The organism is Polaribacter sp. Hel1_33_96, assembly GCF_002846595.1.
In the GTDB taxonomy this organism is placed as follows: domain Bacteria; phylum Bacteroidota; class Bacteroidia; order Flavobacteriales; family Flavobacteriaceae; genus Polaribacter.
On sequence record NZ_PJMV01000001.1, the window covers coordinates 80,308 to 94,083 of the forward strand.

A 13,776-nucleotide genomic window follows, 5' to 3' on the forward strand; every position below is an offset into this window, starting at 1 on the left:
TTTGACGCAATAAATTTAATTTGTTACTAATAAGAGCGTAAAATTTTTGATTAACCCAAAAATAACAAGATTAAACTTTTTTAAAAAAAATTTAATGTTAATTTATTATATTGATTTTCATGCAACTATTTTCATAGTGCTATTGCAAGATTATAAAAAAGACGTATATTTGCTCCCGCAATTTCATTAAGAAAGAGCAAATAATAAGTATAAATACGCAAAACTAATAGTATGTACGCAATCGTAGAGATAGCAGGGCAGCAATTTAAAGTAGCAAAAGACCAGAAAGTATACGTTCACCGTTTGCAAGGAGAGGCAGGATCAAAAGTAACTTTTGATAATGTTCTTTTACTTGATAATGAAGGAAGTGTAGTGATTGGCGCCCCAGCTATAGAAGGAGCTTCAGTAACAGCTCAAATTCTAAGTCACTTAAAAGGTGATAAAGTAATCGTTTTCAAAAAGAAAAGAAGAAAAGGTTACCAAAAGAAAAATGGACACAGACAGTATTTAAGCGAGATTCAAATTGAATCTATCGCTGTTACTGGTGCTAAAAAATCAGCAAAAAAAGTAGCTGCTCCTAAAAAGGAAGCTGCTCCTAAAGCTGAAGTAAAAAAAGCCTCAACAGATTATAGTTCTATGACTGTTGCGGAATTAAAAGCAGCTGCGAAAGAGCAAGGTATCTCTGGATATACTTCTTTAAAGAAAGCTGAATTAATTGTTGCTTTAACTAAATAAGAATTTCAATTTTAAAACCATAACATCATGGCACATAAAAAAGGAGTAGGTAGTTCGAAGAATGGTAGAGAATCAGAATCGAAACGTCTAGGAGTTAAAATATTTGGAGGACAAGCTGCAATTGCAGGAAATATTATTGTTCGTCAAAGAGGAACAACACACAATCCAGGAGAAAACGTTTACATGGGTAAAGATCATACTTTACATGCAAAAGTTGATGGAGTTGTTGAGTTCAGAAAGAAAAAGGATAATAGATCGTATGTATCTATTACGCCTTTTGAAGCTTAAGAAACTTAGCTTTTTATAAAATTAAAAAAGTTCAAGCATTTATTTGCTTGAACTTTTTTTGCTTTTAAAACAAATCCGTTTTGTATTTTTACAGCTATGAAAGTTTTATATAACTTTTTTGTTTTTGCTACCTCTCAGCTATTGCCAATAGTAGCTTTATTTAATAAAAAACTAAAACTTTTTGTTGAAGGAAGAAAAGAGAGTTTTTCAAAAATTAGGGAAATAAAAAACGAAAATGTTATTTGGTTTCATGTAGCTTCTCTTGGGGAGTTTGAACAAGCAAGACCCATTATAGAGGAATTAAAAAAAACACACGACCGGTATAAGATATTAGTTACTTTTTTTTCTCCTTCAGGATATGAAGTTCGTAAAAATTATACTTTAGCGGATGTTATTTGTTATTTGCCGTTAGATAGTAAAGCTAATGCAAGAAAGTTTATAAAAAGTGTAAATCCAAAATTTGCAATTTTTATAAAGTATGAATTTTGGCCAAATCTTTTAAATGAGTTAAAATTAAAAGAAATTCCAACCATTTTAGTTTCAGGTATTTTAAGGGAAAATCAGATTTTCTTTAAAAATTATGGTGGTTTTATGCGAAAATCGTTGAACGCCTTTTGTCATTTCTTTGTACAAGATAAAAATTCTAAAGAATTACTGAACTCTATCAACTTTGAGAATGTTACAATCGCTGGAGACACGCGTTTTGATAGAGTCTCAAAAATTTTAAAACAAGATAATACAATTGATTTTATTGATGAATTTAAAGATAATCAATACACATTTATAGCAGGTAGTACTTGGCAAGAAGATGAAGAGTTATTAGTAAATTATATTAATAATAAGGCATCAGAAAAGGAGAAATTTATTATTGCGCCTCATAATATGAAGCAAGAAGCTATTTTAGAATTGCAAAAATCTATCAATAAAAGAACTGTTTTATATTCAACCAAAGCTTATAAGAATTTATCAGAATACAGTGTTTTTATCATTGATACCATTGGTGTTTTAACCAAAATTTACGCAGCTGGAGATGTTGCTTATGTTGGTGGAGGTTTAAGAACCGGTTTGCATAATATTTTAGAGCCAGCAACTTTCGGAATTCCTGTGGTGATTGGAAATAAATACAATAAATTTAAGGAAGCTGTCGATTTGGTTGGTTTAAAAGGATGTATTTCTATCCGCAATCAAGGTGAGTTTTTAAGGGTTTTAATGAAGTTAAAATCGGATGAAGAATATAGAAAATCAACTGGTAAAATTAATCAGAAATATATTCAAGAAAATTTGGGAGCAACAAAATTAATTATGGATTATTTAAATACTCACTTGTAAAAATGGATATTATATTACAACCTTGGCCTTGGTATGTTGGAGGGCCTTTGATTGCTATTTCGTTGTTATTATATTTTTATTTTGGTCAAAATTTTGGAGCTTCAAAAAACTTTGAAACTCTATGTACAATTGCTGGTGCAGGGAAAGTTTCTGACTACTTTAAAAAAGATTGGAAGGAACGAGATTTTGCATTGCTATTTGTTATTGGATTAATTATTGGTGGATTTATTTCTGCAGTATATTTAATTCCAAACCAAGATATAGATTTAAATCCAACAACAGTTCAAGAGTTAATAGATTTAGGATTTTCAAATGTCGGGAGACAATATTTTCCCGATGAAATTTTTGGAGAAGAGGTCTTCTTTTCTTTAAAAGGATTTTTAATTCTTTTAATTTCAGGCCTTTTTATTGGTTTTGGAACACGTTATGCAGGGGGCTGCACTTCTGGTCATGCAATTACAGGTTTAAGCAGTTTGCAATTACCGTCTTTATTGGCAGTAATTGGTTTTTTTATTGGGGGCATCATTGCCACTTGGTTTATAATTCCTATGTTATTTTAAGTTATGAAAAATATTAAATTTTTAATTTTAGGAATTTTCTTTGCAATCGTTTTAAGTAAAACTCAAGCTATTTCTTGGTATCGATTTTATGAGATGTTTAAATTTCAGTCTTTTCACATGTTTGGTGTAATTGGAGGAGCAGTTTTAATTTCTATGATTTTTATGCAGTTATTTAAATACGGAAAAATAAAAGATATTAACGGAAATAGAATTGAGCCAGAGCAGAAGAAAAAAGGTTTTATAAGGACTCTTGTTGGAGGAACTTTTTTTGGTGTAGGATGGGGTATTTCAGGAGCTTGTGCTGCGCCAATTTTTATTATTTTGGGGTTTAAATTAATTCCTGCTTTAATTTTATTCTTCGGGACACTTTTAGGAGCATTCATATATGGATTATTAAGTAAGAAATTACCAAATTAAATGAGTAAATTAATAGATAATTTTGGCCGACAAATGGAATATGTGCGATTAGCAGTTACTGATCGCTGTAATTTACGTTGCCAATATTGTATGCCTGCTCATGGAATTGATATTGTTCCAAGACAAGAATTATTAACTTTTAAGGAGATGTATCGTTTAATACGCGTATTAACAGAATTAGGAGTTAATAAGGTGCGTTTAACAGGAGGAGAGCCTTTTGTGCGTAAAGATTTTGTAGACTTCCTAGAAATGCTCTCTTATAATGATTTGTTAGACGCAATTAACATTACAACCAACGGCGCGTTAATTTCTCATCATATAGATAGAATTGAAAAGTTAGAAAAAGTAAAAAACATCAATTTAAGCATAGATAGTTTAAAGCGAGATAAGTTTGCTAAAATTACAAGAAGGGATGTTTTTCCAGAAGTCTATAAGACGTTTGAGATGCTTGAAAAGAGTAGTTTAAGTTTAAAGCTAAACATCGTTGTGCAATCGGGTTTTAATACCGAGGAGATTGTGGATTTTGTAAGATTAACGAAAGACAAAAATGTTGCAGTCCGCTTTATTGAAGAAATGCCATTTAACGGCAAAGGACAGCGAGAAATGAAAGAAAATTGGACCTTTAAGAGAATTCTAAACGAGATTAAAACTGAGTTTGATGTTTCTGAAGTTCAATCAGAAAAGTCATCAACTTCAAGAAATTATGCAATTGACAATCATTTAGGATCTGTCGGAATCATTCCTGCTTTTACAAGAACAATTTGTAACGATTGTAATCGAATTAGAATTACTTCCACAGGAACATTTAAAAATTGTTTGTTTGATGATGGTGTTTTTAACCTTCGTGATTTTATAAGAAAAGGCGCATCGAATGACGATTTAAAAGAACTTTTTTTATCATTAGTAAAACAGAAACCAAAAAACGGTTTTATTGCAGAGGCAAACCGAAAAAAAGGTGGTGTTTCTGAAAGCATGAGTACAATTGGAGGGTAGTAGCCGTTTTAATTACTTAAATTGCTTAAGATTTTTATTTTAGTATTGTATTTTAAAAATTTAGACCGCTATGAGGTCGGTAATAATGAAGTATAAGAGTTTATAGTTTAGGTAATATTTATGATTAAATATTTAATATGATTTCAGTAGCACAAGCTTTACAAACCGTTTTAAATTCTACTCAAGGTTTTGGCGTAGAGGAAGTTCCTTTCTTAAAGTCAGTGGGTAAAGTATTAAAAGAAGATATTGTTGCAGATAGAGATTTCCCACCATTCAATAGAGTCTCTATGGATGGCATTGCTATTAACCATCGTTTTTTTGAACATGGAATTATAGATTTTAACGTTGAAGGAATTCAGGCCGCAGGTGCTGAGCAGAAAACAATGACAATTGACAGTAATTGTATGGAAGTTATGACCGGAGCCGTGTTGCCCATTAACACAGATACTGTAATTCGTTATGAAGATGTCCAAATTAAGAACGGAATTGCTTCAATTAACCTTAAAATTTTGGAGTTAGGAAAAAATATTCACCCCAAAGGGAAAGATAGAATTCAAGGAGATCTTCTAATTGAAAAGAATACAATAATTTCTGCTGCTGAAATTGGCGTTATTGCAACCGTTGGAAAAGCGACTGTAAAAGTTGCTAAAACTCCTAAAGTAATAATTGTTTCTACTGGCGATGAATTGGTCGAGGTCAATGAAAATCCATTGGCACATCAAATCAGAAGAAGTAATGCATTTACCCTAGTTTCTTTGTTGAAAAAATTAGGGATTAAAGCTAAGACTTCTCATATTGCTGACGATAAAGAAGTACTTCAACAAAAAATTGCAAACTATTTAAAGAAGTATGATGTTCTCATCTTTAGCGGAGCAGTAAGCAAAGGAAAATTTGATTTTTTGCCAGCAGTTTTAGCAGAACTCAAAGTAGAAAAATTATTTCATAGAATTACGCAAAGACCAGGTAAGCCTTTTTGGTATGGCGTTAAAAATAATAAACCTGTTTTTGCTTTTCCAGGAAATCCAATTTCGACTTTTGTAAATTGTTTAGCGTATTTTTATCCTTGGTATTATAAATCTGTAGGAATAAAAGTCAAGGAAGAAATGGCTATTTTAGGAGAAGACGTCTCTTTTAAACCAAGTTTAACCTATTTTTTACAAGTAAAATTAGAAAATAAATTTGGCCATTTAGTTGCCTTTCCAATTACAGGAAATGGTTCTGGAGATTTAGCAAGTTTGATAAAAACAGATGCGTTTATTCAGTTACCAAATGATAGAGTTGAGTTTAAAAAAGGAGAGGTTTTTCCGATATTAAAATATAGATAATGAGTGATTTTAGTCATTTAAATAAGAAGAATAACCCTAAAATGGTCAATGTTTCCGACAAGAAAATCACCAAGCGAACAGCCATGGCGAAAGCAACCATGTTTTTAGGAAAAGAAGTGATTTCTCATTTTACAAATGATGAATTAATCACAAAAAAAGGCCCCGTTTTTCAGACAGCAATTATTGCTGGAATTCAGGGTGTAAAAAAGACATCAGAATTGATTCCTATGTGCCATCCATTATTAATTACTGGAGTAGATATTGATATAAAAATTATAGATTCTGAAAACATTGAAGTGATCTGTGAGGTTACTATTGAAGGAAAAACCGGTGTAGAAATGGAAGCCTTAACAGGCGTGAATATTACTTGTTTAACTATTTATGATATGTGTAAAAGCATCCATCAAGAAATGGTAATAAAAGAAGTAAGATTATTAGAGAAAAAAGGCGGAAAATCTGATATTAAAAATGATTAAACACAAGAAGCATACAAACTTAGCAAGGAGATATAATGATAATTTTGCTCCAAATGAAATTTCATTTTTGGGCACAAATTGTGGTAATATTTCTGATTTAGTTACTAAAATTTCAAGGAAATTATCGAAGTATAAATTAGCATATTTCGATGCTTCTCACGCAAAAGATGTTGAAGAAAATAGTTTGTCAGAATTTGTTTTTCATCACGAAGGAAATGTACAAATAACAACTTCTGGAAACCTAAATAAGTTTGAACAGCGTCTGCAATTTGCACAGTATGATTACGTTTTTATAAACGGAAATCATTATCAAGGGGCAAAACAAATTTTAATCTTAGATGAAGCTAAAGAAGCTTCTGTTTTAAAAAGATTAGACCAATTAGACAGTATTCAGTTTGTTGTAAAGTTGACAAAAGAAACCAAATATTTTAGTTTTTTAGAAGAAAAATATCCACAAATAAAAGATCTTATTTGCTATACAATAGATGAAGTTGATAAGATTTCACAGCATATTAACAATCTTATTGAAGAAAAAATTGCCCCAGTAAAAGGGTTGGTTTTAGCTGGAGGAAAAAGCACCAGAATGGGTCAAGATAAATCTGAATTGGATTATTTTGGTAAACCTCAAAAAGTGTTTGCGAAAGAATTGTTAGAAAATAATAATTTGGAAACCTTTTATTCTGTCCGGGATTCGTCAGAAAATAATCAAGAAATTTCTGACAAATTTTATAATTTAGGTCCTTTTGGCGGAATCTGTTCTGCATTTCAAAAAGATCCAAATGCGGCTTGGTTTGTTTTAGCAACAGATGTCCCTTTTATCGATGCTAAAATTATTCAATTATTATTAAAACATAGAAATTCTAGTAAAGTTGCCACTGCTATTAAGGGGGAAAGCAATCAATTTGTGGAGCCTTTAATTACTATTTATGAACCTAAAGCGTATCCTATTCTGATGCAATATTTAGCACAAGGTTACTCTTGTCCGCGTAAAATGCTGATTAATTCTGATGTAGAAATTGTAGAAGTGGATAATGACTTTATCAGAAATATAAACACACCTGAAGAATATAAATCTGCAAAAAAGGAAATACGTAATTAGCGAATAGATTAGGTTCGCTATTGTAGGAAATAGAAGTAATGAAAGTCACTAAACAAAATTTTTTCAAACGACAGATGACCTTATCAGAAATTGGTGAGGTAGGGCAGCATAAATTACAAAATGCCTCAGTTTTGGTAGTTGGTTGTGGAGGTTTAGGAAGCCCTATTGCAGTTTATTTGGCGTCAAGTGGTATTGGAAAAATTCACTTAATCGATTTTGATACTGTCGACGTCACGAATTTACACAGACAGATTTTTTATGCTTTAGAGGATGTTGGGAAACCAAAAGTTGAGGTTTTAGCCGATTTTATAAGAAAAAGAGCGCCTTTTACCGAGGTCAGTTTTACAAATAAACCGATTACAAAAAAGAACGTTTTTGAGTTGATTTCTGAAGTTGACATTGTGGTTGATGGCACTGATTCGTTAACAATAAAATACTTACTAAACGATGCTTGCGTTATTAAAAAGAAACCATTGGTGTATGGCTCTTTGTACAAGTTTGATGGTTATGTGGCGACATTTAATGTGTTACAAAAAGACGGAAGTTACTCTTCAAATTTAAGAGATGCTTTTCCGGAAATGGCAACAGATATCCCGAATTGTGAAGAAGCAGGAACGTTAAATTCTATAGTAGGAACGATTGCCACTCAGCAAGTAAATGAAATTTTAAAACTTATTACAGGAATAGGAAAACCCTTGCTGAATGAACTGTTAATTTACAACTCGATGCAAAATACACAGTTAAAAATGAAATTAAAACCAACAGTTTTAAAAGATAAAATTGCAAAAATTTTTAAAATTCATACCTATTTAGATGCTGCCTGTTCAGTTCAAAATCCTGAGTGGCAAATAGCGCCAAAAGACTTAAAAGAAAAGTTAGAAGATGAAAATTTAGAATTAATCGCAGTTTTAAATAATTTAGAATTGCCTTTTGAAGTTCATCAAACAATTCATATCAATAATTTTGATCCGGAAAAAATAGATATTGATTTTGATAAAACATATGTAATGGTTTGTCAAAGAGGGTTTAATAGTTACAAAGCCACCGAGAAAATGAAGGCTAAATATCCAAATTTAGAAGTTCTTAATTTAACGGGTGGACTTTCTAGATACAAATAAGATTAATGAAAAAACCTTTAGAGTTTTATACTCAAGAAAAATTAGAACTAGAAAAACAAGCTTCAAAATTAAAAAAGAACCTCATTAATTTGGGGATATTCAGATTTACAGTTTTTTTAACTACTTGCTTTTTAATCTACCTTACTTTTGGTAAGATTCCAGACGGATTAATCATTGCTTTTTTAGGTGTTTTTCTATTTTCATTTTTAGTGATAAAATACATCAATGTAAAAAGAGAAAAAGATATTATAGATACTAAAATAGCTATAAATTCGAAAGAAATTAAAGTTTTAAAACGCGATTTTTCTCATTTAGATACGGGAAGTGAATTTGTAAATCCTACTCATTTTTATAGCAATGATATTGATTTGTTTGGCAAAGGTTCGTTTTTTCAATATATAAATAGAACTGCTACAAATGATGGAAAAATAGCATTAGCAAATTCACTTACTGAAAATAAAAATGATGCAATTATAGAAAAACAAGGTGCAGTGAATGAGCTTTCTAGAAAAGTAAAATGGCGTCAACATTTTTCTGCTTTAGCAAGCTTGGTTTCAGTAAAACATAAAACTGGTTTTATTGCAAATTGGATTTTAAATTACAAAACAGTTTTCCCAAATTATTTAAGAAAAGTTCAAATTGGTTTTTCAATAATTTCTTTGGCTTTAATTGGGCTAATTTCTTTTGGAATTATTTCATTTACAGGTTTAATAATTTGGTTTTTTATTGGGCTTTTTATTACGGGAAGATTCTTGAAAAAAACAAATAATTTATATACTCAAACTGATAAAATTAGAGAAACGTTTAAGCAGTATCATTTTTTATTAAATGAAATTGAAAAAGAAAAGTTTACATCAAAAACATTGCTCGTAAAGCAAGATATTATAAAATCTGAAAATAAAAAAGCATCCATAATTTTTAAAAAATTTGCTAGAATTTTAGACGCTTTTGATAATAGAAACAACATCGTTATTGCAGTTGTAGGAAGTGGATTATTTCTTTGGGAAATTGCAAATGCTTGCAAAGTAGAAAAATGGGTTGAGAATTATAAACATACTGTGAAAAAATGGTTTGAAGTAGTTGCTTATTTTGATGCGCAAAACTCTTTAGCAAACTTTAAATTTAATCATCCAGACTTTGTTTTACCTGAGATTAAAGCAGAAAAAGGAATTATAAAATCTACAAATTTAGGTCACCCTTTATTAGATTCGAATAAAAGAATTGATAACAATTTTATAATTGATGATGAGCAGTTTTTTATTGTTACAGGTTCAAATATGGCAGGAAAAAGCACGTTTTTAAGAACGGTTTCTTTGTCTATTGTTATGGCAAATTGTGGTTTGCCAGTTTGTGCAGAAAGCTTTCAGTATTCGCCTATAAAATTGATAACAAGCATGAGGACTTCAGATTCTTTAACAGAAGATGAATCTTATTTTTATTCAGAATTAAAGCGTTTAAAATTTATTGTTGATGAAATTGAAGAAGAAAAATACTTTATTATTTTAGATGAAATTTTAAAAGGAACAAACAGTAAAGACAAAGCAATTGGGTCTAAAAAATTTTTAGAAAAGCTTACCAAATCTAAATCAACAGGTATTATTGCAACGCATGATGTTAGCTTGTGTGACTTAGAAAATCAATTTTTAGAAGTTAAAAATTATTATTTTGATGCAGAAATAATTAATAATGAACTGCATTTTGACTATACTTTAAAAAATGGAATTTGTAAAAATATGAATGCTTCCTTTTTGTTGAAGAAGATGAACATTATTTAATTTTTATGTCATTGCAGTAATACTTCTACTTAGCTTGATTGTATTAGAAATATTTTTCTACCAAATAAATTCTTTGGGATAAAATAATCGTTTATTTGCCCTTGGACTATACATAACTATACGGTTAATTCTTTAATTTTTCCACTCTAATGTTTCTATTAAACGCAGAATATCTTCCTTGATATAGGCAACCGCAGGTAGAATGGAATCGTAGTTTGGTTTTGCATAAAAAGACAATGATCCTTTTATAAAATTAGTAGTACTATCCGTGATGTGAAATTGTATTTGAGAAGCGGCATTTCCGGTAATTTCATATAAGCTTCCAAAAACTCTTTTATTGGCATCTATAAAGTCTTTAGGTGTAATTTGTTCAGCTTTAAGCGCATGTTTAAAAACGAGTTTTTCAGCTTCAGTTAAGAGTTCTTTTATATTGTTTTCCACTGGTCTGTAGGTGATGTCTAGGGATGCTTTTAATTTTGGATACCGTATTTTTAACCAATAATTTTTAGCACCTATAACCTTTGCAGCCTTTAAAATTTCAAAAGTATAAGGCCCCGAAATTTCTAATTTTTTATATTCTTTTTTAGGGTACTCTAAACTCAAATATGCTTTTGGTTTTGGTAAAACAATTTCATTGCAAGAAATAAAAATAAGTGAAATTATCAGTATAAAAATATTACGCATTTTTGGTTGCTTTTACTTGCCTTATACGTTTTTTATCTAAAGCTTCAATTGTAAACGTATAATTCTTGAAGTTTATTTTCTCTCCTTTTTTTGGGAATTTACCCGAAATTTCTAAAATAAAACCAGCAATTGTTTCACTCTCGCCTTTTTCTTCCTCAAAAATTTCTTCATCTTCATCATCTAAAACTCTGCAGAAATCTTTGATGCTTGTTTTGCCTTCAAAAACGTATGTATTTTCATCAATTTTAGAATAAGCTAAATCATCATCATCAAACTCATCATTTATATCCCCTACAATCTCTTCAATAACGTCTTCTAAAGTTACCAATCCGCTTGTGCCTCCATATTCATCAACTACAATTGCCAAGTGATTTTTACGCTCTTTAAAATCGCTCAACAAGTCATCTAATTTTTTATTTTCAGGAACAAAAAAAGCTTCCCTAATTAAATTTTGCCAATTAAAAGTTTTCTTGTCTAAATGTGCTAATAAATCTTTGGCATATAAAACGCCAATAATAGTGTCTATATTTTCATTATAAACAGGGTTTCTAGAATATCCGTTTTTAAGAATTTTATTTAAAACCTCTTCATAACTGTCATCGCTAGAAAGCGCGAAAATATCTATTCTAGGTTTCATGATTTGCACAGTTTCTGTGTTTCCAAAATTCACAATACCTTCTAAAATTTTTTGTTCTTCTTTTGTGGTCGCTCCTTCAGAGGTTAGCTCTAAGGCTTGCGATAAGGTTTCAACAGAGAAATTAGTGTTTTTGTTCCCTAGCTTTTTTTCAATAAACTTCGTTAACGCAATTAAAGGCATGCTAAAAGGCGTTAAGAAAATATTTATGAGATGAATAAATTTAGACATTTTTATTGAAAAGCGAAGCGCATTTCTAGAAGCATAGACTTTTGGTAAAACCTCTCCAAATAAAAGAATTAAAAAAGTCACTAGTATTATTTCAACTAAAAAACGAACTGGAATTATAAAAAAATAAAGATTTAGCTGATACGTAAAATTATTAAATAAACTTTCTGCTAAAGAAGCAAATAACAACACAATTAAAATATTGATGAAATTATTCGTGATTAAAATCGTAGCCAATAATTTTCTAGGTTTTTCGAGTAGTTTTACAATAATATCTCCTCCTTTTCCACCATTTGAAAGTTTGTTTAAATCTGTTTGGGAAAGCGAAAAAAAGGCAACTTCTGTTCCGGAAATTAATGCAGAACTTAAAAGCAAAGCAATTAAAACAAAGGCATTAATTACATTTAAAAAATCAATTGAAGTAGATAATAAAAATAAAGGTTCGGGATCTGGGTCCAAATTCTAAAAGTTTAGCAAATTAAAAAGGTAAATCATCATTTTCTTCTTTTACAACTGACTTTGGACTTGCAGAAGAGTTTTGGTTTTGAGGAGCATTGTTCGTGTTTTCAAGACTCTTTTTAGTCGTTAAAAAAGTCATTTCATTTACATGAATTTCGGTCGAATAACGTTTCACTCCGTCTTGTTCCCATTGACGGTTTTTTAATTTTCCTTCAACATACACTTTATCCCCTTTTGATAAATATTTTTCGCAAATTTCTGCCAGCTTATTTCTAACAACAATATTATGCCAATCGGTAGTTGATACTTTTTCTCCAGTTTGTTTATTTGTATAACTTTCGCTTGTTGCAATAGGGAATCTTCCAATAGAATTACCTCCTTCGAAATAATGCATTTTCACATCATCACCTAAATTACCGATTAAAATTACCTTATTTATTGTACCTGCCATAGCATTTGTGTTTTCATATCAAATATACTAAAAAATTCAATTACTTTTTAATTTGAAAGGTCTCTAAGAAATTAGCAATTAAAACAGGAACAGGATATTTATGAACAACGTTCCATTTTATTTTTGCTGCTGATGACGCTAATACCTCTACAACCCAGAATTGTGTGTATAAGTGCTGATGAGATAATTTATGCACAATTTCTTTTTTATTGAAGAGAGATAAAGTTGTTATATGTGGAAATAAATTTATAAATTCCTCTGAAGAAACAAGTTCGTTTTTGTTGATGCTCTTATCACTTTCAATTAAAGGGAATTGATATAACCCTTGCCAAATTCCTTTTCCTTTTCTTTCTGATAAAATTGTTTTTCCATCATCAGTTTTGACAACCAGAAAGTTAAAATATCTATTTCTCACTTTTATTTTTTTTTCTTTTACGGGAAGTTCTTTTATCAATTTCTTTTCCAAAGCCACACAGCTATCCGCCAAAGGGCAAGTTTCGCATAAAGGATTTTGAGGTTTGCAAAGAAGTGCGCCAAAATCCATAATTGCTTGATTGTGAGTTCCTGGTTGAGATTTATTTATTAAAGTTTGAGCTAAAGCTTTAAATTCTTTAATTCCCGTTGATGAATTTATAGGTGTTTTAATGCCAAAATAACGAGACAAAACTCTGTAGACATTTCCGTCTACTACAGCAGTTGGTTCATTAAAACAAATCGATGCAATTGCAGAAGCGGTATAATCCCCTATACCTTTTAGTTTAATTATTTCTTTGTAGGTAGAAGGAAATTCACCATTAAATTCGATGGCTATTTGTTTTGCTGAGTGATGTAAATTTCTTGCACGGGAGTAATATCCTAAACCTTGCCACATTTTTAAAACAGTGCTTTCATCCGCTTTAGCGAGATCAAAAACAGTTGGAAAATTTTCAGTAAATTTTAAATAATAGGCCATTCCTTGTGCAACTCTTGTTTGCTGTAACATAATCTCTGATAGCCAAATAAAGTATGGATTATTGACTTTACGCCAAGGCAATTCTCTGTTGTTTTGTAAGTACCAGTAAATTAATGTATTAGAAAATTTCATCGATAAAAAATAGATTTACAATATTACATTTTAAAATTCATATAAATTTAAGTCTTTATCTTTTCGGAATTGATTAATTATCATATATTTGCATCCGCATTTTTGAAAGTAAATTAATAAA

General features: G+C 30.2%; 15 protein-coding genes. 11 read left to right on the forward strand and 4 right to left on the reverse strand.

Annotated features, from left to right (window positions below; genetic code table 11):
• Positions 1-231 precede the first annotated feature (231 nt).
• The 11 genes from rplU to ATE90_RS00450 all read left to right on the forward strand — a co-directional run bounded on the left by rplU (position 232) and on the right by ATE90_RS00450 (position 10,115).
• On the forward strand, positions 232-735 hold the full coding sequence (gene rplU / locus ATE90_RS00400; protein WP_036782545.1) for a 50S ribosomal protein L21: 504 nt from the start codon (positions 232-234) through the stop codon (positions 733-735).
• 27 nt (positions 736-762) lie between these two features.
• Positions 763-1,023 (forward strand): 50S ribosomal protein L27, encoded by a 261-nt coding sequence (gene rpmA, locus ATE90_RS00405; RefSeq protein WP_036782547.1) that lies wholly within the window; start codon positions 763-765, stop codon positions 1,021-1,023.
• A gap of 96 nt (positions 1,024-1,119) precedes the next feature.
• Positions 1,120-2,352, forward strand: a complete 1,233-nt coding sequence (locus ATE90_RS00410; protein ID WP_036782550.1) for a 3-deoxy-D-manno-octulosonic acid transferase — start codon at positions 1,120-1,122, stop codon at positions 2,350-2,352.
• A gap of 2 nt (positions 2,353-2,354) precedes the next feature.
• The gene (locus tag ATE90_RS00415) at positions 2,355-2,912 is read left to right on the forward strand and encodes a YeeE/YedE family protein (RefSeq protein ID WP_036782553.1); all 558 of its coding nucleotides are present in this window, start codon (positions 2,355-2,357) and stop codon (positions 2,910-2,912) included.
• Between the two features lie 3 nt (positions 2,913-2,915).
• A complete protein-coding gene (locus ATE90_RS00420; RefSeq protein WP_036782557.1) occupies positions 2,916-3,329 on the forward strand; it encodes a DUF6691 family protein in 414 nt (137 codons plus the stop codon).
• On the forward strand, positions 3,330-4,322 hold the full coding sequence (gene moaA / locus ATE90_RS00425) for a GTP 3',8-cyclase MoaA (protein ID WP_081958124.1): 993 nt from the start codon (positions 3,330-3,332) through the stop codon (positions 4,320-4,322).
• Positions 4,323-4,459: 137 nt separating this feature from the next.
• Complete coding sequence (locus ATE90_RS00430) at positions 4,460-5,647, forward strand: molybdopterin molybdotransferase MoeA (protein WP_036782562.1); 1,188 nt, start codon at positions 4,460-4,462, stop codon at positions 5,645-5,647.
• Entirely contained in the window at positions 5,647-6,123 is a 477-nt protein-coding gene (gene moaC, locus ATE90_RS00435; RefSeq protein WP_036782565.1) for a cyclic pyranopterin monophosphate synthase MoaC, read from the forward strand. The genes ATE90_RS00430 and moaC overlap by 1 nt, the downstream gene beginning before the upstream one ends.
• A complete protein-coding gene (locus tag ATE90_RS00440) occupies positions 6,116-7,222 on the forward strand; it encodes an NTP transferase domain-containing protein (RefSeq protein ID WP_101450569.1) in 1,107 nt (368 codons plus the stop codon). The genes moaC and ATE90_RS00440 overlap by 8 nt, the downstream gene beginning before the upstream one ends.
• A gap of 74 nt (positions 7,223-7,296) precedes the next feature.
• Positions 7,297-8,340, forward strand: a complete 1,044-nt coding sequence (locus ATE90_RS00445; RefSeq protein ID WP_254712289.1) for a HesA/MoeB/ThiF family protein — start codon at positions 7,297-7,299, stop codon at positions 8,338-8,340.
• Between the two features lie 5 nt (positions 8,341-8,345).
• On the forward strand, positions 8,346-10,115 hold the full coding sequence (locus tag ATE90_RS00450) for a MutS-related protein (protein ID WP_101450573.1): 1,770 nt from the start codon (positions 8,346-8,348) through the stop codon (positions 10,113-10,115).
• A 132-nt stretch (positions 10,116-10,247) separates the two neighbouring features.
• Here the strand turns inward: ATE90_RS00450 and gldD are convergent, their stop codons facing one another.
• The 4 genes from gldD to mutY are packed head-to-tail and all read right to left on the reverse strand — an operon-like array spanning position 10,248 to position 13,655.
• Positions 10,248-10,799, reverse strand: coding sequence for a gliding motility lipoprotein GldD (gene gldD, locus ATE90_RS00455; protein ID WP_036782577.1), 552 nt, complete (start codon positions 10,797-10,799; stop codon positions 10,248-10,250).
• Positions 10,792-12,120, reverse strand: coding sequence for a gliding motility-associated protein GldE (gldE, locus tag ATE90_RS00460; protein ID WP_036782580.1), 1,329 nt, complete (start codon positions 12,118-12,120; stop codon positions 10,792-10,794). The genes gldD and gldE overlap by 8 nt, the downstream gene beginning before the upstream one ends.
• 19 nt (positions 12,121-12,139) lie before the next feature.
• Entirely contained in the window at positions 12,140-12,571 is a 432-nt protein-coding gene (locus ATE90_RS00465) for a single-stranded DNA-binding protein (RefSeq protein WP_036782583.1), read from the reverse strand.
• Positions 12,572-12,611: 40 nt separating this feature from the next.
• Positions 12,612-13,655 carry an A/G-specific adenine glycosylase gene (gene mutY / locus ATE90_RS00470; RefSeq protein WP_101450575.1) on the reverse strand — a complete coding sequence of 348 codons (1,044 nt, stop codon included), beginning with the start codon at positions 13,653-13,655 and terminating at the stop codon, positions 12,612-12,614.
• Between the last annotated feature and the right edge of the window lie 121 nt (positions 13,656-13,776).

Bases quoted from the DNA above. Each gene is read 5' to 3' on its own strand.
- ATE90_RS00410 (WP_036782550.1), top strand. From the start codon at position 1,120: ATGAAAGTTTTATATAACTTTTTTGTTTTTGCTACCTCTCAGCTATTG.
- ATE90_RS00465 (WP_036782583.1), bottom strand. From the start codon at position 12,571: ATGGCAGGTACAATAAATAAGGTAATTTTAATCGGTAATTTAGGTGAT.
- ATE90_RS00420 (WP_036782557.1), top strand. From the start codon at position 2,916: ATGAAAAATATTAAATTTTTAATTTTAGGAATTTTCTTTGCAATCGTT.
- mutY (WP_101450575.1), bottom strand. From the start codon at position 13,655: ATGAAATTTTCTAATACATTAATTTACTGGTACTTACAAAACAACAGA.
- moaA (WP_081958124.1), top strand. From the start codon at position 3,330: ATGAGTAAATTAATAGATAATTTTGGCCGACAAATGGAATATGTGCGA.
- ATE90_RS00430 (WP_036782562.1), top strand. From the start codon at position 4,460: ATGATTTCAGTAGCACAAGCTTTACAAACCGTTTTAAATTCTACTCAA.
- ATE90_RS00445 (WP_254712289.1), top strand. From the start codon at position 7,297: ATGACCTTATCAGAAATTGGTGAGGTAGGGCAGCATAAATTACAAAAT.
- gldD (WP_036782577.1), bottom strand. From the start codon at position 10,799: ATGCGTAATATTTTTATACTGATAATTTCACTTATTTTTATTTCTTGC.
- ATE90_RS00415 (WP_036782553.1), top strand. From the start codon at position 2,355: ATGGATATTATATTACAACCTTGGCCTTGGTATGTTGGAGGGCCTTTG.
- moaC (WP_036782565.1), top strand. From the start codon at position 5,647: ATGAGTGATTTTAGTCATTTAAATAAGAAGAATAACCCTAAAATGGTC.
- ATE90_RS00440 (WP_101450569.1), top strand. From the start codon at position 6,116: ATGATTAAACACAAGAAGCATACAAACTTAGCAAGGAGATATAATGAT.
- ATE90_RS00450 (WP_101450573.1), top strand. From the start codon at position 8,346: ATGAAAAAACCTTTAGAGTTTTATACTCAAGAAAAATTAGAACTAGAA.
- rpmA (WP_036782547.1), top strand. From the start codon at position 763: ATGGCACATAAAAAAGGAGTAGGTAGTTCGAAGAATGGTAGAGAATCA.
- rplU (WP_036782545.1), top strand. From the start codon at position 232: ATGTACGCAATCGTAGAGATAGCAGGGCAGCAATTTAAAGTAGCAAAA.